Raw genomic sequence first — 20,821 nt, 5'->3', positions numbered from 1 at the left:
TTGGCGCACTGGCAGGCGGACGCCGCCAGCGTGACCCGTTAATGAGTTTTCTTCTTCGCCACTGCCTTCTTCGAAGCTGCTTTGTTCGAGCTTGCTTTCGATGATTTGCCCGAGCTTGGCTTGGACGACTTGGTGGTGGCTTTCTTCGTAGTCTTGCCGCTCGCCGAGTGCTTGCCTTTGGCGCTCTTGTGCTTGCCCGACGATGCATGCGACCCCGACGGTTCCGAACTGCGCGCGCGGGCCGGCGGCACCGGATCGTTCCAGCTGAACGCGAGCATCTGCGCGCCGACGTAGCCGCAGCGGAACTTGAGATCCGCGGGATCGCCGCTGCCGCTCTGGCGGATGCCGAGCCCTTCGACGGTGACGATATTGTCTACCTTGACGCGCTGCTTGCCCTCGTCGAACGAATCGTTCCACGGCGTGACCGACGCATGCGCGCTGTCGAACGAACTAGGAGGAAATTCGACGTGGTCGAAGGCGGTCGACGTGCTGGCGACAAAGTTGCCATGGGCCGCGCAGTCCGCAACGAGCGGGTCCGCGTGGAGGTCATTGACAAATTTGTTGACGAGATCGTTGTGCTGTTCGAGTTGATCGGCGAGTGCGGGAGCAGAGCATATGAGCGAGAGACTCGCCGCACATGTTGCCAACCGGCCGACCAGCCGCAGCAATCGGCGCGGTACGTTGGTGCGATCCATCTAGTTAGTTAGACGCTAATGAGACATGAGGCACGTAAGATGCCCGGCAAGAGGGTGGAGTTCAATCCTGACACAAATATTTTCCTGTTGGGAGTGTGTGGACCCGGGCGGCTCGACGAAGCCGAGTCGCTGTTCGCCGTCAATATGCGTTCGGTGCCCGCGCGAGTGTCAGGTGCGTGGTCCGCCCAGTCGGTATCTCCGCACATCATAGGTGGTGACCCACGCCGGACGGTAGACCGAGATCAACGCCGTGGACATGCCAGTGAACCACGATTCCCCGATGGCAAGCAGGAACACGCTGAATGCGTAGCCGGCGGGCACCACGGCCATCGAACCGTCGGCGAGTGCGATATGAATGCCGAGGGCGGCGGCCGCCGTGAGCGACACGGCGATGGCAGGCGAAACAAAGCCCTGGCCGAGAATGAACATGAAGAGATTGCGTGGCAGCCACGCGATGCTGATGCGCTGGAGCAAAGTGGAAATGCCGACCGGCAGTGCACCGTACACGAGGAACGTGAGTGCGATGCCCTGCCATGGCGCATCGAAGACGACGGCGGCAAGACCCGTGACCACCGCCATGGCGATCAGCGCCAACGCCCAGTCGAACAACGTGACGACTAGCGTGGCGCCGAGCAGATGCATGACCGTGCCGTCGTCGAGCCACGCATTACTTGCCCACAGCACCGACACTGCGACGATGATCGCAAGCCAGACATGCTGCAGTGTGCCGTCCTGAAGTCGTTTGAAAGGATTTTTCCACAGCGCGAGCGCGACCACTATCGCAGTGGCGATCCAGCCACCGACAGCGACCCAGAACGGAAGCGGTGTGTAGAGGAAACCCATGAGTCTCATATTACTCGTTGGACGAGAAAAGGTGTGAGCGGATTCCATGCCAGCAGGCGCAAACGCTGTCGGAAAGTGCTCGCCCGGATTCCATTGCGCGCGCCGGCCGCGTTCATCCAGGGCCTGGTGCGAGCGGGTCCAGTGCGGGCCCAACGCACGGCGCGTCTCCATACGGTGCACCTGGTTCTGCCGCCATGGGCAACAATGCGGCGGTGTCGTTAGCCGGCAACGGATACTGGAAGCGCCGCCGCGCGCGACGCCGTAGCGGCACCATGCCGGGCTGGCCCATGATCGGGCGCACCGGGCCGTCGCCGCCATTACGCAGCACCTGCAAATGGTTCGACAGCCAGCCGTTATAGAGCGCGACCGCGGCCGCGCGATTGGGCGCGCCGAGCTGCTGGAATATGCTGGTCAGATGGATCTTGACTGTGCCTTCGCTGATGCCGAGCGTGCGTGCGATCATCTTGTTGGTGCTTCCCATATGGACGCAGCGCATGATCTGCTGCTGACGGGGCGACAGTACGTTGGCCAGTCTGGCGCGTCGCGGCGGCGGGCTCTTTTCGTCGAACGGCCGGATGGTGATGTCCGGTGGCAGCGGGGGATCGAGCGCCAGCGCGCCGGGCGGCACGTAGTGACCGCCCAGCAACACCATTTCGAACGCGCGCACGATCAAGCAAGGATCGGTGTCGCGCGGCACGACGCCGAGCACGCCTTCGTCCATGAGATCTCGCACGGCGGTCGGCGAGATCTGATCGGACAGCACGGCAATGCGCAGATCGGGGTAATGGCTGAGCAGATGGCGAATATCGGCGATCGACATCCAGTCCTGCCAATCGACCAGCAGCAGGTCGGGCCGCTGACGCTTGAGCGTGCGTTCGACCTGACGCCAGTCTTGTGCTTCGTTGAAACGCGCCAGGCGGTCGATTTGCCGCAGCAGTGCTTTGAGCCCGTCACGTCGTTCCGCGTCTGAGTTGAGTATCGAGAATCGCATGCATGTCTCCAGATGAGTCGGGCGAAGTGGCGCGATGCGTGCGCACGGCGCGTGAGAGCCGGATGCGTTCGCGATGCGTCGCCATGCCTATGATGACAAATTCCCTTCTGTTTGACGGCCTGTCCAAAAGGCATAAGAGGAATGACGTAAAACCGGGCGAGCACAAAAAAGCCCCGCGCGCGGCGGGGCTTTTTAATGTCGACTCCGACACGCAAAAATGCGCCGGCGAAGAGGGTCAATGGAAGTGCGGCTGCGCGGGTTCCGCGTCCTCCGGCATTTCGGCGTGGACGATTTCGCCGAGCGGATCGGCATACAGCGGTACGCCGCAATCGTCGCAATATTCCGGCTCGAAGCGGCCGGCGTGGCGGCGCACTTCGGTCACCCCGGTTTCCTTGAGCAACGCGACGATCTCTTCGAGCGGGTCGTCCGAAGCGGCGGTTTCCTGCGGTTCTTCGTCGATGCCGGGTTCGCCGTTCTCACGGCCGTACAGCGGCCACACGACGCCGTAGATCACGTCATTGCTGCCGCGGCGCGTGAAGCCGACGCGGTATTCGTCGATGCGGCGCTCGCCGAAGCCTGCGACAACGGCGCGCAACTCCTGCGGCGCCGCGCCGATCGTGTCGAACAGATAGCGCACGGCAGTGCGCACCGTGTGAGGACGCACGCGTTCGTCGGCGTCGCGGCAGGCCGAGTAATAGGCGTCCGGCAGCAGGCATTCGAATTCGCAGCCCGGCAACACCAGCGACAGATTGGCGCCGCCTTGCGTAGCCCATTGTTCAAGGCACTGCCCGCGTTCGATCCGGTTGCCGTGCTCTTCTTCCTGCCAGCGGAATGTCGGTTCGCCGACCGGCGCCGCGACCACGGCCAGCAGGAAGCGCGGGTCGGCCAGTATCGGCGAGGTTTCCGGCAACTCGCCGAAATTCAGTTTGACGTTGCCGCCAGCCATGGCTGCCTGCGCGAGTTGCTGGGCGATGCGCCAGGTTTCGACATGATGACGCGGCAATTGATCGATGCTGTACAGGAACGGCGCAAGGGCGACCCGCGTGTTGGTCGCGAGCACGTGCGCTTGCAGATGTGCGCGCAGGGCGTCGGCGGCGTCGGCCTTGAGCGGGCCGGACGGGATCATGTAGCGCGTCCATGCGAGCACCGGCGCGGCGATCAGCAGCGCCTCGTAAGGCACGCCTTCATGTTCGACGATGAACGACTCGCTATGGGTTTCCGCCATATCGGCGAGCGCCCCGTAGGCATCGGGATGATTTTGCTGCAGATGGTCGAGCGCGGCATCCAGCGTAGTCTGGTTGGCGTTGCGAACGATTTTGGCCAGCAGCGCATCGAGTTTCGCTTCCCAGAAGCGGTCCTCGGTGCGGCTGCCCGACGCGAAAAGCGCGAGCGAGAGACCGACAAGCTTGTCGGCATCGGGGGGGAGACGTTTGGCGATTCGCGAGCGCATAAATCCGGAAATTGGGGTGCACAGAACCTTATATTCTAGTCTTTTCTATGCCGCCATATTGTTTGGCCGGCAATGCCGGATGAATTAAGACGTTTCTACACTAAAAATCAGAGCTGCCGAGCGGACCTAGAGGGGCCTTTGCATGACGAACTGACCTGATGATATAAGACGCCCCGGGCGCATGACTCGCTCCTATACTGACCCTTTCAGGGCGCTCGATAAACCTACGTCCGCTCGTCACTGGAGCTTGGCGCAACAGGAGATTCATCGTGAAATCGGACCAACTGATCGAACGTCTTGCCGCGGTTTTCGCGCTGATTATTCTGGTAGGCGGCTCGCTGCTGGTGCTGGCGCCCTTTACGACCGCGCTGCTGTGGGGCGCGATTCTCAGCTATAGCTCGTGGGGCTTGTACCGGCGGCTGACCGCTGCTCTGGGCGGCCGTCGCAAAGGGGCCGCCACGTTGATCGTGTTGATCATTCTGGTTGTGGTGCTTGGCCCGTTTGTGTACGCGGGCTTTGCCTTTGGGGCGCACGTGCACGAGATCGTCGCGCTGGTGCAGCGGCTCTTCGAGGCCGGCTTGCCGGATTTGCCACCGTGGGTTGCCCGGATTCCGCTGGTGGGTTCTAACATCGAGGCATTCTGGGAGCGGCTCACAAGTAGCAATTCGGAACTGATCGCGCAATTGCGTACGCTCGCGGCGCCCGCCGGCAAGTGGATTCTGGCGGCCGCGATTGCTATTACGCACGGTCTCGGGCTGCTGGCGTTGAGCATCGTGCTGGCTTTCTTTTTCTACACAGGGGGGGAGGGCGCGGCCGCCTGGCTGACTGCGGGCATGCGGCGTATTGCCGGCGAGCGCGCCGATTATCTGTTGGCACTCGCCGGCAGCACGGTGAAAGGCGTTGTCTACGGAATTCTCGGTACGGCGCTCGTGCAAGGTATTCTGGCTGGTTTTGGATGCTGGATCGCCGGTGTGCCGGCGCCGGCGTTGCTCGGGTTGGCCACATTCTTCCTGTCGGTGATACCGGGCGGCCCGGTTGTCGTCTGGTTGCCCGCGGCAATCTGGCTGTACCACGGCGGCGCGACTGGGTGGGCGATCTTTTTGGTGGTGTGGGGCGTGCTGGCCGTCGGCATGTCCGACAATGTCATCAAGCCGATCCTGATCGGCAAGAATAGCGACATGCCTCTGATTCTGGTGATGCTAGGTATCTTGGGCGGTGCATTTGCTTTTGGATTCCTTGGGGTTTTCATCGGACCGACTTTGCTGGCGGTCGCGTATACCGTGCTTCACGACTGGACGATCGGCGCGCCCGCTGCGCGCGCCTCGACGCCCGACGTAAAGGCGCTCGTTGTCGATGAGTCAGGCGCCGTAAAAAAGGCGCCCTGAATAAATTCCAGATAACGCTTGCAAGGCGGAGTCCGGCTCGCTAGAATCTCGCTCTTTCGTGCTTCGGACAACGGAGCGCGGGAGGCGGGAGAGCCAGCAGTGGCAAGGCTTTCGGCGAAGCGGGCAGGTTCAGAAAGTTAGAAAAACCTGTTGACGGCGTAGCGGAAATTCTTCATAATCTCGTTTCTCTGCTGCTGATGCAGCGACGCAGAACGAAGTGGTGCCGGGTGGTTGTGATGTTGACGACTGGCGGTGCGGGTTCGGTAGTGAATGCGTAATCGATCTTTAAAAATTAACAGCCGATAAGTGTGGGCGCTTGATGCGCGACGCGCCGGCGGGTCCTTCGGGATCTGCCGGAAGAAGCGAAAGTATCAAGTCTCACACAGTAATGAAAGGAAGGTTTTTCCATTGAAAGATGGAGAGATCATTCGTCAGTACGTTGAGTGAGCGACCGGTTCTTAACTGAACCGAAAAACAGTAACAGGTTTGAACTGAAGAGTTTGATCCTGGCTCAGATTGAACGCTGGCGGCATGCCTTACACATGCAAGTCGAACGGCAGCACGGGAGCAATCCTGGTGGCGAGTGGCGAACGGGTGAGTAATACATCGGAACGTGTCCTGTAGTGGGGGATAGCCCGGCGAAAGCCGGATTAATACCGCATACGATCTGTGGATGAAAGCGGGGGATCTTAGGACCTCGCGCTACAGGGGCGGCCGATGGCAGATTAGCTAGTTGGTGGGGTAAAGGCCTACCAAGGCGACGATCTGTAGCTGGTCTGAGAGGACGACCAGCCACACTGGGACTGAGACACGGCCCAGACTCCTACGGGAGGCAGCAGTGGGGAATTTTGGACAATGGGCGCAAGCCTGATCCAGCAATGCCGCGTGTGTGAAGAAGGCCTTCGGGTTGTAAAGCACTTTTGTCCGGAAAGAAAACCTCTGGGTTAATACCCTGGGGGGATGACGGTACCGGAAGAATAAGCACCGGCTAACTACGTGCCAGCAGCCGCGGTAATACGTAGGGTGCAAGCGTTAATCGGAATTACTGGGCGTAAAGCGTGCGCAGGCGGTCCGCTAAGACAGATGTGAAATCCCCGGGCTTAACCTGGGAACTGCATTTGTGACTGGCGGGCTAGAGTATGGCAGAGGGGGGTAGAATTCCACGTGTAGCAGTGAAATGCGTAGAGATGTGGAGGAATACCGATGGCGAAGGCAGCCCCCTGGGCCAATACTGACGCTCATGCACGAAAGCGTGGGGAGCAAACAGGATTAGATACCCTGGTAGTCCACGCCCTAAACGATGTCAACTAGTTGTCGGGTCTTCATTGACTTGGTAACGTAGCTAACGCGTGAAGTTGACCGCCTGGGGAGTACGGTCGCAAGATTAAAACTCAAAGGAATTGACGGGGACCCGCACAAGCGGTGGATGATGTGGATTAATTCGATGCAACGCGAAAAACCTTACCTACCCTTGACATGTATGGAATCCTGCTGAGAGGTGGGAGTGCCCGAAAGGGAGCCATAACACAGGTGCTGCATGGCTGTCGTCAGCTCGTGTCGTGAGATGTTGGGTTAAGTCCCGCAACGAGCGCAACCCTTGTCCCTAGTTGCTACGCAAGAGCACTCTAGGGAGACTGCCGGTGACAAACCGGAGGAAGGTGGGGATGACGTCAAGTCCTCATGGCCCTTATGGGTAGGGCTTCACACGTCATACAATGGTCGGAACAGAGGGTCGCCAACCCGCGAGGGGGAGCCAATCCCAGAAAACCGATCGTAGTCCGGATCGCACTCTGCAACTCGAGTGCGTGAAGCTGGAATCGCTAGTAATCGCGGATCAGCATGCCGCGGTGAATACGTTCCCGGGTCTTGTACACACCGCCCGTCACACCATGGGAGTGGGTTTTACCAGAAGTGGCTAGTCTAACCGCAAGGAGGACGGTCACCACGGTAGGATTCATGACTGGGGTGAAGTCGTAACAAGGTAGCCGTATCGGAAGGTGCGGCTGGATCACCTCCTTTCTCGAGCTAAACGCGTCAGTTGTGTAAAAGCAATGCGTTGAGCGCTCACGCTTATCGGCTGTGAAATCAGGACAGACTCAGGGGTCTGTAGCTCAGTCGGTTAGAGCACCGTCTTGATAAGGCGGGGGTCGATGGTTCGAATCCATCCAGACCCACCAAAGTCTTGTCTGGTGTGCTGATCGTCTGAAACCTCTGGGGTAGCTGTATGACTGGGGGATTAGCTCAGCTGGGAGAGCACCTGCTTTGCAAGCAGGGGGTCGTCGGTTCGATCCCGTCATCCTCCACCAATCCTCAATGCGTAGCGTTCTGCGGGCAGTAAAAGGCAGAGCGTTGTGCATTGGCGATTGAGCCAGTCAGAGTGATATGAAGCAGAGCTTTATATCGGCTGTCGTTCTTTAACAATCAGGAAGAAGTAGTAAAGAGATTCACGAAAGATCACTTAGAGATGGGTGGTTGAGTAGGTGAATCAGGGTTGTGATTGTATCAATGTATGAAAAGAGAGATCGAAAGATCGCTTTTGGAATACGGCGCAACACGAATACTCAACCTGTAGCGAGGGTGGCGAGCGTGTGATTCCCCGTGGATCATGCAGGAGACACACCCGTTATAGGGTCAAGCGAACAAGTGCATGTGGTGGATGCCTTGGCGATCACAGGCGATGAAGGACGCGGTAGCCTGCGAAAAGCGGTGGGGAGCTGGCAAACGAGCTTTGATCCACCGATATCCGAATGGGGAAACCCGGCCCGTATGGGTCATCCGTAGCTGAATACATAGGCTACGTGAAGCGAACGCGGTGAACTGAAACATCTAAGTAACCGCAGGAAAAGAAATCAACCGAGATTCCCAGAGTAGTGGCGAGCGAAATGGGACCAGCCTGTACTCTTTATCTTCATTGTTAGTCGAAGGCTCTGGAAAGTGCCGCCATAGCAGGTGATAGCCCTGTAGACGAAAACAGCGAGGAAGAACTAGGTGTACGACAAGTAGGGCGGGACACGTGAAATCCTGTCTGAAGATGGGGGGACCATCCTCCAAGGCTAAATACTCGTGATCGACCGATAGTGAACCAGTACCGTGAGGGAAAGGCGAAAAGAACCCCGGGAGGGGAGTGAAACAGATCCTGAAACCGCATGCATACAAACAGTCGGAGCCTCTGCGAAGGGGTGACGGCGTACCTTTTGTATAATGGGTCAGCGACTTACATTCAGTGGCAAGCTTAACCGATTAGGGCAGGCGTAGCGAAAGCGAGTCCGAACAGGGCGATTCAGTCGCTGGGTGTAGACCCGAAACCAGGTGATCTATCCATGGCCAGGATGAAGGTGCGGTAACACGTACTGGAGGTCCGAACCCACTAACGTTGAAAAGTTAGGGGATGAGCTGTGGATAGGGGTGAAAGGCTAAACAAACCTGGAAATAGCTGGTTCTCTCCGAAAACTATTTAGGTAGTGCCTCGTGTATCACCTTCGGGGGTAGAGCACTGTCATGGTTGTGGGGTCCATTGCGGATTACTACGCCATAGCAAACTCCGAATACCGAAGAGTGCAATCACGGGAGACAGACATCGGGTGCTAACGTCCGGTGTCAAGAGGGAAACAACCCAGACCGCCAGCTAAGGTCCCCAAATATTGCTAAGTGGGAAACGAAGTGGGAAGGCTAAAACAGTCAGGAGGTTGGCTTAGAAGCAGCCATCCTTTAAAGAAAGCGTAATAGCTCACTGATCGAGTCGTCCTGCGCGGAAGATGTAACGGGGCTAAGCAATATACCGAAGCTGCGGATGCACATTTATGTGCATGGTAGGAGAGCGTTCCGTAAGCCTGCGAAGGTGCACTGGAAAGTGTGCTGGAGGTATCGGAAGTGCGAATGCTGACATGAGTAGCGATAAAGGGGGTGAAAAGCCCCCTCGCCGTAAGCCCAAGGTTTCCTACGCAACGTTCATCGGCGTAGGGTGAGTCGGCCCCTAAGGCGAGGCAGAAATGCGTAGCTGATGGGAAGCAGGTTAATATTCCTGCACCATTGTTAAATGCGATGGGGGGACGGATCGCGGAAGGTTGTCCGGGTGTTGGAAGTCCCGGTCCTTGCATTGGAGAAGGCGCTTTGGCAAATCCGGGCGCAGGATTCAAGGGTGCGAGGCCATTCACTTCGGTGAAGAAGCAATCGGAAGTGGTTCCAAGAAAAGCCTCTAAGCTTCAGTTTAACAAGACCGTACCGCAAACCGACACAGGTGGGCGAGATGAGTATTCTAAGGCGCTTGAGAGAACTCGGGAGAAGGAACTCGGCAAATTGGTACCGTAACTTCGGGATAAGGTACGCCCCTGTAGCCTGATGCGCCTGCGCGCAGAGGGTGAAGGGGTTGCAATAAACTGGTGGCTGCGACTGTTTAATAAAAACACAGCACTCTGCAAACACGAAAGTGGACGTATAGGGTGTGACGCCTGCCCGGTGCCGGAAGATTAAATGATGGGGTGCAAGCTCTTGATTGAAGTCCCGGTAAACGGCGGCCGTAACTATAACGGTCCTAAGGTAGCGAAATTCCTTGTCGGGTAAGTTCCGACCTGCACGAATGGCGTAACGATGGCCACACTGTCTCCTCCCGAGACTCAGCGAAGTTGAAGTGTTTGTGATGATGCAATCTCCCCGCGGCTAGACGGAAAGACCCCATGAACCTTTACTGTAGCTTTGCATTGGACTTTGAACCGGTCTGTGTAGGATAGGTGGGAGGCTTTGAAGCGTGGACGCCAGTCTGCGTGGAGCCGCCCTTGAAATACCACCCTGGTTTGTTTGAGGTTCTAACCTTGGTCCGTAATCCGGATCGGGGACAGTGCATGGTAGGCAGTTTGACTGGGGCGGTCTCCTCCCAAAGTGTAACGGAGGAGTACGAAGGTACGCTAGGTACGGTCGGAAATCGTGCTGATAGTGCAATGGCATAAGCGTGCTTAACTGCGAGACCGACAAGTCGAGCAGGTGCGAAAGCAGGTCATAGTGATCCGGTGGTTCTGTATGGAAGGGCCATCGCTCAACGGATAAAAGGTACTCTGGGGATAACAGGCTGATACCGCCCAAGAGTTCATATCGACGGCGGTGTTTGGCACCTCGATGTCGGCTCATCTCATCCTGGGGCTGTAGCCGGTCCCAAGGGTATGGCTGTTCGCCATTTAAAGAGGTACGTGAGCTGGGTTTAAAACGTCGTGAGACAGTTTGGTCCCTATCTGCCGTGGGCGCTGGATATTTGAAGGGGGCTGCTCCTAGTACGAGAGGACCGGAGTGGACGAACCTCTGGTGTACCGGTTGTCACGCCAGTGGCATCGCCGGGTAGCTATGTTCGGAAGAGATAACCGCTGAAAGCATCTAAGCGGGAAACTCGCCTTAAGATGAGATATCCCCGGGGCTTCGAGCCCCTTGAAGGGTCGTTCAAGACCAGGACGTTGATAGGTCAGGTGTGGAAGCGCAGTAATGCGTTAAGCTAACTGATACTAATTGCCCGTAAGGCTTGATCCTATAACAGGTGTGTTTCGCGATGATCGTCAGTGCTTCAGCACTGGACGGGCATCCCACCCCCGAAGGGGGCAAGGCCACTCAGGTTAAGTGATCGTGTTGTGCCAGAAACAACACAACCCCAACAGCTTTACCCCTGGTGAGCATCACCAGAAACTACTTCTTCCCGATTGGCTGTATTGCTCCACAAGCAGTGCAGCAACAAGTCATGCCTGATGACCATAGCGAGTCGGTCCCACCCCTTCCCATCCCGAACAGGACCGTGAAACGACTCCACGCCGATGATAGTGCGGATTACCCGTGTGAAAGTAGGTAATCGTCAGGCTCCCCAGCAGCAAACAGAAACCCCACCCCGCAAAGGTGGGGTTTCTGCGTTTAGCCCGCCGCCATACGCGGAAAAACCCGCCGCATAACCCCACCGCAGAACCCGCCTTCACTCCCGCCCCATCCGCCGCGCATCCGCGTAACCCGTCAGTTCCAGATACGCCCGTCCGGCATCCACATCTTCACGCCGCAGGATTCGTCGATTGCGAGGTAAGGCGTCGGCAAACCCGTCTTGACGGATGGAGGCTAGCCGACGATCGCAGTCGGTTGCCAGCGCCTCTCCCCGCGCCAACTTGCCAGCATCCCTCCGTCTTAACATTCATCCCAAAATACTGTATAAATATACAGTGAAAACTCGTCACCTCTGCTTGCTCGATGCCGGGCAGGGCGGAGCATTCCCTAATTCAAGAGCGTGTCTATGGCAGCAGCGATTCAGCTTGCGACGACCGCCCTGACGTCTCAATTACGGCGTCAGGTATGGCAGGGCAATGAACTTGCCGAGGCAGATTCGCGTGTGATTTCCAGCGGCTATGCCGCGCTGGATCGGGTGTTGCCGGGACAAGGCTGGTCAGCAGGCGGTCTGACGGAGTTGTTGATCGAGCATGGTGGAGTGGGTGAAGTACGTCTGCTAGCCCATGCACTGTGTCATCTGACGAAACACGCCAAGCGGCATGTCATGCTCGTGGCGCCTCCGTATCAGCCGTGCGCCGCCGCATTGAGAGCTTGGGGTGTCGATGTCGAGCGAGTCTTATGGGTCCGCTCGAGTGAAGACCAGGCCTTGTGGGCCGCCGCTCAGGCCTTGAAGCAGGACGGCATCGGCGCGGTCCTGGTTTGGCTGCCGAATGCTCGTGCCGACAAAGTCAGGCGTCTGCAAGTGGCGGCTCAAGAATCGGCATCGCTGGCATTTTTGATTCGGCCTGTCGAGGCCGCCACGCAATCTTCCCCGGCGCCATTGCGAATGATCTGCGAGCCGCTGCTGCCGGCCAATGCGCAGACGATCAACCGTCGTCAATGGCTGCAGGAGATTGGTTTGTCGATCGACATCTTCAAGCGTCGCGGGCCGCCGCTAGCCGAGCCTCTTCGTCTCGTTTTACCTTTACAAAGCGTCTTGTTGCCGGAAAACGGAGTCGGTGGCCATCAAGGGCCAGAGATCAAACATGCTGTGGATCGCAGTCACATTGCCACTCTTGTCGCTGGAAGCGGTGAAGTCTCTCGCGCCGCTCCCGGATGGTTCGCTCGCGAAGCCGAATCGGCGTGAATCGAGCGACGAGACAAGCCAACTTCACGATGCCGACAACATCGTCGAAGAGCGTTGTTACGCGCTAGCCGACCACGCGCACATCCTGATGCCGGATCTCGACGCACTGCGTGCCGGCGTGCACGCGGGGCATTCGCGTTCGTACGCCTTGGCGTTGGCGCCGGGGCTTGAACTGCTTGCTGCCGATCTCGCCCGCGAAACTCAGGCATTCGAAGCCATAGCGCTTGCCTTGCTGACGTACACACCCAAAGTGTCGCTTGCCGACGCGCACACCCTGTTGCTGGAAGTCGGCTCCGGTTTGAGGTTGTTTGGCGGCTTGCGCGCGTTGTTGTCGCGGATGTCTGCCACGGTGGCGGAATTCGGCTATACGGCACGCATCGCCTGTGCGCCGACTGCCTGGGGCGCGTGGCTATTGGCGCAGGCCCGCGCCGCTCGGCAGAAGAATCGTTGGCACGTGGTCAAGGAGACCTCACTCGCGCGTGTCCTCGATGGCTTATCCGTATCGCTGCTGCCGGTCACGCAAACGCATCGCGAGGCGTTTGCGCATGTCGGCTGCGCGACGCTGGCCGATTTGCGTCAATTGCCACGCTCCGGTGTCGTGCGACGTTTCGGCGGCGGCATTCTTGATTTGCTGGCACAGGCGTACGGCACGCGCCCGGATCCACGCGAATCGTTTCGTGCGCCGGCGTCGTTTCATGCGCAACTGGAGTTGCCCTCCCGGGTCGATAACGCGGATGCGTTGCTGTTCGCCGCGCGTCGACTGATCGTGCAGTTGGCCGGCTGGCTGAGCGCGCATCATGCGGCGCTCAGCGGCTATACGTTGCTGCTCGAGCATGAATTGGCGTCGCGTCATGCACCGAAGACATCAAGCCTGAAGGTCGCGTGGGCCATACCGTCACGCGATGCCGAGCATCTGATCTGGTTGCTGCGGGAAAAATTGAATCAGACCGTGCTGGCGGCACCGGTTATCGAATTGAAGCTGGTAGCGGATCAAATCGGCGAATATGCCGGCCAGTCGGATACTTTGTTTCCCATGCCCGAATCCGATGGTGATTCGATTGCGCGTCTGCTCGAACGCCTGAGCGCGCGATTGGGACCGGAGAATGTGCTGCAGATGTCGGTGCAGGACGATCATCGTCCCGAGCGGACAATGCGCGTCGAAGCCTACGAGGCGCGAGCGTTTTCGCGCAAGAAGCGTTCGCCGGCGAAAGCCCGGACAAAAATTAAAGCAGACAACGCCTGGTTGACCGATGCATTGCAGCACGCCGCATCGGCGGAGGAAGGGGACGCGGACGGAGATGCGCTTGCGCGAGTGGCACAAGCAACACAAGCGACACAAGCGACACAAGCGACACAAGCGACACAAGCGACACAAGCAGTCCAACAGCCCAACGAAACCGCCAACGCAAAAAGACATCACCAATCCGGCGCGCAACCGGCCAGTACCCAAACTTCGCTTGATCTACCCGACAGTGCGCTGCCGTCGCAGCCTCGACCGCTCTGGATGCTCGACAAACCGCTGCGCCTGATGATGCGCGACCAGCGGCCGATCTATCGTCGGCCATTGAAAATGCTCACGCGCACCGAGCGGATCGAAGCGGGATGGTGGGACGGCAACCGGGTGGAGCGCGATTACTATGTCGCGGCCGACGACCGGGGCCACATGTTCTGGGTATACCGCGAACGCCTTAGCGGCGAGTGGTATCTGCAGGGTTTGTTCGGCTGATTATCATGCCACTAACCCAGCCGTCGTTCCTCTCGCAACAGCCACTCGCCTCTCAGTTGCCGGCGTATGCGGAATTGCATTGTCTGACTAATTTCTCGTTTCTGCGGGGCGCATCGCATCCCTATGAACTCGTCGAACGGGCGATGTCGCGCGGCTACAGCGCGCTCGCCATTACCGACGAATGCTCGTTGGCCGGCGTCGTGCGCGCTCACACGGCGTTGAAGGAAATCAAAGAGGAGCGGGACCGTCAGCGGAAAGAGCGCGAGGACAGGGCCAAAGCTGCGCAATCGGAAGCGCCTTCGGAAGACGCGACAAAAATCGAAGCGTCGCAGCAGGAACCCACGGAAGCTGCGGAAACTGAGGCACTAAAACCCCTCCCTCACCTGATCATCGGCAGCGAACTCAATCTGACCGACGAAACCGGCGAACCCTTCTGCACCCTGGTTGCGCTTGCAACCAACCGCAACGGTTACGGCAATCTTTCCGAACTGATCACGCTGGCTCGATCACGAGCGGACAAGGGCAGCTATCGCCTTAGCCCATCCGACTTCACCGATTCACTCCCCCATCTTGAGCATCTAAAAACCTTACCCGATTGCGTCCTGATGCTCGTGCCGCAGCGCGCGGCGACGCTCTCGCATACGCTGCGTTGCGCGCATTGGCTCGCCTCGTTCGCTGCACAACGGGCGTGGATCGCGCTCGAACTCTGGCAAACGGGCAGCGACGATCTTCAGATCGACGCCTTGCGCATGATTTCAAAAGCGAGCGGTTTGCCGCTGGTCGCGGCAGGCGGCGTTCTCATGCATGCCCGATCGCGCAAGCCGTTGCAGGACACGATGACCGCCATCGGCCTCGTCACGCCGCTATCGCAATGCGGCCATGCGCTCGAGGCGAACGCGGAGCGGCACATGCGTACACGTGTGCGGCTTGGCAAACTGTATCCGCGCGACACGCTGGAAGAAACGCTGCGTATCGCCGCGCTATGCCGTTTCTCTCTCGACGAACTCAAGTACGAGTATCCCGAGGAACTGGTGCCCGCCGGCGAGTCGCCAGCGAGTTATCTGCGCAAGCTGGTCATGGCCGGCGCGATGGAGCGCTGGCCCAAGGGCATGGACCTGAAGCGAATCGGTCAGATCGAAAAAGAGTTGGGGCTGATCGCCGATCTGAAATACGAAAAGTATTTTCTGACGGTGCACGATATCGTGAGTTTCGCGCGCTCCAGAAACATTCTCTGCCAGGGGCGAGGTTCAGCGGCGAATTCGATCGTTTGTTATTGCCTGCACGTCACGGAAATCGATCCGGTGCACATGAACATGCTGATCGAGCGTTTCATCTCGCGCGCACGCAACGAGCCACCTGATATCGACGTCGATTTCGAGCATCAGCGGCGCGAAGAGGTGATTCAATATATTTATACGAAGTACGGCCGTCATCGGGCGGCGCTGACCGCATCGCTGATTACGTATCACGCACGCAGTGCGCTGAAAGACGTCGGCAAGGCGCTGGGTCTCGAGGTGTCCTTGATCGAGCGGATCAGCAAGTCGCAACAATGGTGGGACGGCACGGATGCGGTTGCCAAATATCTGGCCGAAGCGGGCTTCGACGCCAACTCGCACATCACGCAGAATCTGATTCGCCTCACGAAGGAGTTGCGCGCATTTCCGCGTCATCTGTCGCAACATGTCGGCGGGTTTGTGATTGCGAAAGACAAGCTGTCGCGACTCGTGCCGATCGAGAACGCGACGATGAAAGACCGCAGCGTGATCGAGTGGGACAAGGACGATATCGACGCGCTCAAACTGCTGAAAGTCGACGTGCTGGCGCTCGGCATGTTGTCGGCGATCCGGCGCGCGTTGGAATTCGTCGCGTTGAGGCGCGGCTTTCCGAAGTTCAGGGTGCAGGATATTCCGCGCGAGGATCGAGCCGTCTACGAAATGTGCGGCCATGCCGATACGATCGGCGTATTCCAGATCGAATCGCGGGCGCAGCAAAGCATGTTGCCGCGTCTGAAGCCCAACAAGTACTACGATCTCGTAATCGAAGTGGCGATCGTGCGGCCCGGGCCGATTCAGGGCGGCATGGTGCATCCCTATCTGCGCCGCAAGCAGGGGCTCGAGGCGGTCGACTACGCGAAGGATGAATTGCGTCCCGTGCTCGAACGCACGCTCGGCGTGCCGATTTTCCAGGAACAGGTCATGCATCTGGCGATGGTTGCGGCGAAATATACCGGTGAGCAGGCCGATCAGTTGCGGCGCGCGATGGCCGCATGGCGGCGCAGCGGCAACCTCGCGAAGTATCAGAAGGATTTGAACGAGCGGATGCTCAAGCGCGGCTACGAACAGGAGTTCATCGACCGCATCTGCAAACAGATCGAAGGCTTCGGCGAATATGGTTTTCCGGAGAGCCATGCGGCGAGCTTCGCGCTGCTCGTCTACCTCAGCGCGTGGTTGAAGCGCTATGAACCGGCTGCTTTTCTGGCGGGTTTGCTGAACAGTCAGCCGTTGGGGTTTTATTCGCCGTCGCAACTCGTCCAGGACGCGAAGCGTCACGGCGTCCAGGTATTGCCGCCCGACGTGACGCTGAGCGATTGGGAATCGACATTCGAGAGACGTGGTCATGAAGGACAGCGGATCTCAGCGGACGAAACCTGTTTGCATCGTCAGCAGGCCGTACTATCCGCGCAGCAATTGCGCGATCTTTCGCTGCGGCGTCTGACGGTGAGCAGGACGGTCCGGCGCGCGGCACAGCGATTGACTGCCCGCGTGTTTCAACCGTCGAACACCTATGGCGCGCGCGGCCCCGCTGTGCGCATCGGCATGCATCTGATCAAAGGCTTCTCGCAAGCGGCCGCTGAACGCATCATGGCCGCACGGAACGAGGCGCCATTTACCGATGTCGACGATCTGGGCCGCCGCGCGGCCCTGACGCGGCGTGATCTCGAAGCGCTGGCCGCGGCGAATGCGCTGGTCAGTATCGCGGGACATCGGCGCGAGGCATGGTGGGCCGTGACGGCGCAGCACACGGTGCCCAAACTGCTGCGCGATGCGCCGATCGCCGAAGCGCCGCTGACATTGCCGCAGGCAGCCGAAAGCCGCGAAATCGTCGACGACTACGCGAGTATTGGCCTCACGCTCAATCGACATCCGCTTGCGCTATTGCGTGCACGCCTTGCAAAGCATCGTTTTCGCACGGCCGCGGAACTCGCCGCATGTCAGCACGGCACGCTGGCGCGAGCGTGCGGCATTGTCACCGTGCGGCAGCGGCCGGGCACGGCAAACGGCACGGTGTTCGTTTCCATCGAAGACGAGACCGGTTCGATCAACGTGATCGTCTGGCCGTCGCTGGTGGAAAAGCAGCGCAAGGTTTTGCTGGGCGCATCGTTGCTGGCGGTCTACGGTGTTTTGCAGCGCGACGACGGCGTAGCGACCGGTGGAGACAATGCCGGCAACCCGATGAGCGCGAATCAGGCTAAGGCGAAACGGAAAAACAAGGGCGAGGTGATCCATCTCGTCGCTCATCGCCTCGAGGACCACAGCGAATGGCTGGGTGAATTGGCCACGGCGAGCCGCGATTTTCATTGAGGGCGGTTCGCGGTGGCCACGCGCGCCGGCTCGACGTACGGCCGTCGTGCCGGCGCGCATCGACCGAATAACGACACGGGCGACTTGCCGCGTTCAGCTCTGGCTGCCAGACAAAACGTTCTACGCTTGTGCGGCGCCGCGCCACGGAAACGCCGCTAACACTTGCCGAATCGCCGTATCGAACGGCGTGCGCCGGCCTATGCCAAGCGCTTCGAGGCGGGTCGATGCCAGGTGGCAGTTATGCGGCCGAGGCGTCGAATCGGTCGGCACAGGTTGCGGCGTCAGATGCGCGTCGAGTTGCAGCGCTTCGGCGAGGCGCAAGGCGATCTCATACTTGTTCATCGGTTCGTCGCCGGACCATTGCACGACGCCGCGGATCGCATCGCCTTGCGCGTGCCGTTCGAGCATCTGCCGGATCACGAACGCGACGTCCGGCGTGAAGGTGGGGTAGCGGATCGCCCACGCATCCATGACAGCGGGTTTGCTCCCGGTCGCGGCCGACCCGGCGATCGCCGGCACGAGACTCGTCACCGCTGACTCCGCCCAACTGACGATGGGGCCGTACAGCAGCGGCAAACGCAGCACGCAGCCGAGGTCGGTCGATTCCGTCAGCGCTCGCTCGCCCTCAAGCTTGCTGTGCCCATAGGCGTTGAGCGGCGCGGGCACGGAATCGTGCTGGTAGGGCGGGTGCGTGCCGTCGAACACGTAATCGGTCGAGATCGATAGCGTCCATGCGCCGCGCCGGTTCGCCGACGTGGCAAGGGTGCGCACCGCATCGACATTCAGCGCGCGGGCCAGCGCGGGGTCATGCTCGCACACGTCCGGTCGACGCTCCGCCGCGGCAATCACGAGCGCGTCCGGCGCTTCGCGTTCGACGAACTGCTCGACCGCCCGCGTGTCGCGGATATCCAGCGCGACCTTGCCCGGCACCGGCCGGCTGAACGCTGTGGCGACGACTTGCCAACCGGTCTGCTGCGCCAGTTCGGCGACGAGCGCGCGGCCGAGCAGCCCGGATGCACCAATGACGGCAATTTTGAACATGACGTGAACTCGCTTAACGGGCCGCGCCGGGCGAACTGCTGGTCGTGCCGTTTGCGACGCCCGTCACGGTGTAGCCGGCTTCGTCGATGGCAGCCTTCAGCGTCTCGGCCGGTTGCGCCGATTCCACGGCGACGCGCCCGGACGCCAGATCCACGTGGACTTGCGCGGTGTCGTCAAGTTCGCGGATTGCATTCGTGACCGCCGTCACACAATGCTGGCAACTCATGCCTTCAACCTGAAATTCGATCGTCATTGGGATTGCCTCGAAAAAATGGATAGTGCGACCGTTGAATTATGCCTGCCGATACGCAATTCCGTGGATGACCTTCCCACCATGGGAAGGTGTACGATCGACGCACACACTGGAGAAACGGCCATGAATATCGGTGAAGCGGCCCGCGCGTCGGGCCTCACGGCGAAAATGATCCGCTACTACGAGAGCGTCGGTTTGCTGGCGGCGAAATCGCGTACCAGCGCCAACTACCGCGTATACGGTCGGCAAGAGGTTCACTCGCTGCGCTTCATCCGCCAGGCGCGCCGGCTTGGCTTTCTGATCGAAGACATTCGACGGCTGCTGGCACTGTGGCACGATCGCTCGCGGGCCAGCGCCGAGGTGAAAGCCATCGCCCTGGAGCACGTCGCGGAACTTGATCGCCGCATCGCCGAACTGACCGACATGCGCGACACGTTAGCGCACCTCGCCGACCATTGTCACGGCGACGAGCGTCCTGATTGCCCGATCATCGAACGTCTTGCCGACACCGATCTGGTTTCGGGGCAGGGTTGTCATCCTGTTTGAGATTGTGTTTTGCGGAAGGTGCAACCTTTTGCTGTGATTTATCGCAACCGCGACCGTATTTGCACCGCAATCGTGCATAAAAATATGGGGCGGCATGAGCTAGAGCGACAAATTGAAGTCAACCCGAGTTAAATCAATCACTTGACCGCACCACGCGCGTGCACCATTCCAAAACGGAATGCACGTCATGCGGGCATTTCACTAGTCAGGTTGCACTATAGGGCTATAATCCGGGTTAACCCTTTTACGGGAAATCCCTGATGCCCAATCCACCGGGGATTCAATCTGATCCTTGGAGAACATCATGTTTGCATACGTACTGGAAAAGCTGAGCACCTGGTTTGAAACCGCTGAACGCACCCGTCGTGAAGCCTACCTCGCATCGTCGTCGGATATCGTCCAGCTCGAACAACGCATCCGTTCGCTCGAAACCAACGGCTACTCGCTGTAAGTTTCATCGGCATCGCGTTTGATCCGGCAGCGCTCATTGCGCAGCCACGGCAGTAAAAGCGTCAAGCCCCGTCTATACGGGGCTTTGTCACATCTGGACTACGAGAATTGCAGTCGGGCGGCGTTTGAATGCTACGCGTGGCGAATATCGACTAGCCTCGCGGCGACCGTCGCGGTAAGGTAAAGCGTTTTCCGCGAAATCCGGCTTTCCCAAACTCAACCGGTCCGCCCATGCCATCTGTCCGCCCGCTCAAATCCATTCTGGCCGTGACCATTGCAGCCTCGCTGACCTCGATCTTCGCCGGGTCGGCTGCTTATGCTGCGTCGACCAGCGCGCGTAAGCCGGTGATTCTCGACTCGCAGAACGGCATCAACGACGGACAGAGCGGAACCGTTTTGCAGACCGCGCCGTTTTCGCATCAGCCGATCGTCGAAGCGCCGCCCATTGCGACGCCGGCCGAACTGGCACCGAATTCGTCGATCCCGATCGTCGTTGCGCCTTATATCCAGTTGCCAGCAGGCGGAGGTACGCCGCCGCCACGACCGCAGCCGCAGCCCCGCCCGGTGCCTCGGCCGCAATAGGCGCTCGCTTTCAGTTTCAGACCCAGCCGGCGTACGCGGCGGACCGCTACCGCCGCCGTATCGTCCAGTGCGTGGACCTTGGCAAGAGCTGGAGACGCGAGCGCTTCCGGCAGTGCTTTTCCATTTCAGTCAATGCCTGGCCGCGCATGGACAGATCGTCGACGCACGTGCGCGCATCTGATTGACCC

13 protein-coding genes, 2 tRNA genes and 3 rRNA genes are annotated in these 20,821 nt (G+C 59.4%); 12 read left to right on the top strand and 6 right to left on the bottom strand.

The window, feature by feature from the left end; translation table 11 throughout:
• Nucleotides 1-38 precede the first annotated feature (38 nt).
• The 4 genes from B0G71_RS13900 to B0G71_RS13885 all read right to left on the bottom strand — a co-directional run bounded on the left by B0G71_RS13900 (nt 39) and on the right by B0G71_RS13885 (nt 3,979).
• Complete coding sequence (locus B0G71_RS13900) at nt 39-695, bottom strand: BspC domain-containing protein (protein WP_116142432.1); 657 nt, start codon at nt 693-695, stop codon at nt 39-41.
• Between the two features lie 168 nt (nt 696-863).
• A complete protein-coding gene (locus B0G71_RS13895) occupies nt 864-1,538 on the bottom strand; it encodes an energy-coupling factor ABC transporter permease (protein WP_116142431.1) in 675 nt (224 codons plus the stop codon).
• 112 nt (nt 1,539-1,650) lie between these two features.
• Nucleotides 1,651-2,529, bottom strand: coding sequence for a response regulator transcription factor (locus tag B0G71_RS13890; RefSeq protein WP_116142430.1), 879 nt, complete (start codon nt 2,527-2,529; stop codon nt 1,651-1,653).
• A gap of 235 nt (nt 2,530-2,764) precedes the next feature.
• Nucleotides 2,765-3,979: a DUF2863 family protein gene (locus tag B0G71_RS13885; protein ID WP_106280423.1), complete on the bottom strand. Its 1,215-nt coding sequence runs from the start codon at nt 3,977-3,979 to the stop codon at nt 2,765-2,767.
• 269 nt (nt 3,980-4,248) lie between these two features.
• Here B0G71_RS13885 and B0G71_RS13880 point away from each other — a divergent pair, with 269 nt between their 5' ends.
• The 9 genes from B0G71_RS13880 (at nt 4,249) to B0G71_RS13840 (ending at nt 17,761) form a co-directional block, all read left to right on the top strand.
• On the top strand, nt 4,249-5,364 hold the full coding sequence (locus B0G71_RS13880) for an AI-2E family transporter (protein ID WP_116142429.1): 1,116 nt from the start codon (nt 4,249-4,251) through the stop codon (nt 5,362-5,364).
• Between the two features lie 488 nt (nt 5,365-5,852).
• Nucleotides 5,853-7,383 (top strand): 16S ribosomal RNA (locus tag B0G71_RS13875).
• 81 nt (nt 7,384-7,464) lie between these two features.
• Nucleotides 7,465-7,541, top strand: a tRNA-Ile gene (locus tag B0G71_RS13870).
• Between the two features lie 53 nt (nt 7,542-7,594).
• Nucleotides 7,595-7,670, top strand: a tRNA-Ala gene (locus B0G71_RS13865).
• A 323-nt stretch (nt 7,671-7,993) separates the two neighbouring features.
• Nucleotides 7,994-10,875 (top strand): 23S ribosomal RNA (locus B0G71_RS13860).
• Nucleotides 10,876-11,083: 208 nt separating this feature from the next.
• Nucleotides 11,084-11,197: ribosomal RNA gene (gene rrf, locus B0G71_RS13855) — 5S ribosomal RNA — on the top strand.
• Together the 16S, 23S and 5S rRNA genes with 2 tRNA genes alongside form the textbook arrangement of a ribosomal RNA operon.
• A gap of 417 nt (nt 11,198-11,614) precedes the next feature.
• Nucleotides 11,615-12,454, top strand: coding sequence for a translesion DNA synthesis-associated protein ImuA (gene imuA, locus B0G71_RS13850; protein WP_116142428.1), 840 nt, complete (start codon nt 11,615-11,617; stop codon nt 12,452-12,454).
• Entirely contained in the window at nt 12,354-14,180 is a 1,827-nt protein-coding gene (locus B0G71_RS13845; RefSeq protein WP_116142427.1) for a DNA polymerase Y family protein, read from the top strand. Before imuA ends, B0G71_RS13845 begins: the two co-directional genes overlap by 101 nt.
• A gap of 5 nt (nt 14,181-14,185) precedes the next feature.
• A complete protein-coding gene (locus B0G71_RS13840) occupies nt 14,186-17,761 on the top strand; it encodes an error-prone DNA polymerase (RefSeq protein ID WP_116142426.1) in 3,576 nt (1,191 codons plus the stop codon).
• Between the two features lie 120 nt (nt 17,762-17,881).
• Here B0G71_RS13840 and B0G71_RS13835 read toward each other — a convergent pair whose 3' ends face one another.
• Complete coding sequence (locus B0G71_RS13835) at nt 17,882-18,802, bottom strand: SDR family oxidoreductase (RefSeq protein WP_116142425.1); 921 nt, start codon at nt 18,800-18,802, stop codon at nt 17,882-17,884.
• Nucleotides 18,803-18,815: 13 nt separating this feature from the next.
• Nucleotides 18,816-19,055 carry a heavy-metal-associated domain-containing protein gene (locus B0G71_RS13830; RefSeq protein ID WP_116142424.1) on the bottom strand — a complete coding sequence of 80 codons (240 nt, stop codon included), beginning with the start codon at nt 19,053-19,055 and terminating at the stop codon, nt 18,816-18,818.
• 123 nt (nt 19,056-19,178) lie between these two features.
• Here B0G71_RS13830 and cueR point away from each other — a divergent pair, with 123 nt between their 5' ends.
• The 3 genes from cueR to B0G71_RS13815 all read left to right on the top strand — a co-directional run bounded on the left by cueR (nt 19,179) and on the right by B0G71_RS13815 (nt 20,633).
• The gene (gene cueR, locus B0G71_RS13825; RefSeq protein WP_116142423.1) at nt 19,179-19,601 is read left to right on the top strand and encodes a Cu(I)-responsive transcriptional regulator; all 423 of its coding nucleotides are present in this window, start codon (nt 19,179-19,181) and stop codon (nt 19,599-19,601) included.
• A 304-nt stretch (nt 19,602-19,905) separates the two neighbouring features.
• Entirely contained in the window at nt 19,906-20,052 is a 147-nt protein-coding gene (locus B0G71_RS13820) for a DUF3563 family protein (RefSeq protein ID WP_012432419.1), read from the top strand.
• A gap of 230 nt (nt 20,053-20,282) precedes the next feature.
• Nucleotides 20,283-20,633, top strand: coding sequence for a hypothetical protein (locus tag B0G71_RS13815; protein ID WP_116142422.1), 351 nt, complete (start codon nt 20,283-20,285; stop codon nt 20,631-20,633).
• Nucleotides 20,634-20,821 lie beyond the last annotated feature (188 nt).

The sequence above is a fragment of the Paraburkholderia sp. BL27I4N3 genome, from assembly GCF_003386115.1.
Lineage (GTDB): Bacteria > Pseudomonadota > Gammaproteobacteria > Burkholderiales > Burkholderiaceae > Paraburkholderia.
The sequence above is the reverse complement of the archived record's forward strand: the minus strand, read 5'-3'. Positions and strand labels throughout refer to the sequence as shown.

Bases quoted from the DNA above. Each gene is read 5' to 3' on its own strand.
- B0G71_RS13900 (WP_116142432.1), bottom strand. From the start codon at position 695: ATGGATCGCACCAACGTACCGCGCCGATTGCTGCGGCTGGTCGGCCGG.
- B0G71_RS13895 (WP_116142431.1), bottom strand. From the start codon at position 1,538: ATGGGTTTCCTCTACACACCGCTTCCGTTCTGGGTCGCTGTCGGTGGC.
- B0G71_RS13890 (WP_116142430.1), bottom strand. From the start codon at position 2,529: ATGCGATTCTCGATACTCAACTCAGACGCGGAACGACGTGACGGGCTC.
- B0G71_RS13885 (WP_106280423.1), bottom strand. From the start codon at position 3,979: ATGCGCTCGCGAATCGCCAAACGTCTCCCCCCCGATGCCGACAAGCTT.
- imuA (WP_116142428.1), top strand. From the start codon at position 11,615: ATGGCAGCAGCGATTCAGCTTGCGACGACCGCCCTGACGTCTCAATTA.
- B0G71_RS13845 (WP_116142427.1), top strand. From the start codon at position 12,354: ATGCTGTGGATCGCAGTCACATTGCCACTCTTGTCGCTGGAAGCGGTG.
- B0G71_RS13840 (WP_116142426.1), top strand. From the start codon at position 14,186: ATGCCACTAACCCAGCCGTCGTTCCTCTCGCAACAGCCACTCGCCTCT.
- B0G71_RS13835 (WP_116142425.1), bottom strand. From the start codon at position 18,802: ATGTTCAAAATTGCCGTCATTGGTGCATCCGGGCTGCTCGGCCGCGCG.
- B0G71_RS13830 (WP_116142424.1), bottom strand. From the start codon at position 19,055: ATGACGATCGAATTTCAGGTTGAAGGCATGAGTTGCCAGCATTGTGTG.
- cueR (WP_116142423.1), top strand. From the start codon at position 19,179: ATGAATATCGGTGAAGCGGCCCGCGCGTCGGGCCTCACGGCGAAAATG.
- B0G71_RS13820 (WP_012432419.1), top strand. From the start codon at position 19,906: ATGTTTGCATACGTACTGGAAAAGCTGAGCACCTGGTTTGAAACCGCT.
- B0G71_RS13815 (WP_116142422.1), top strand. From the start codon at position 20,283: ATGCCATCTGTCCGCCCGCTCAAATCCATTCTGGCCGTGACCATTGCA.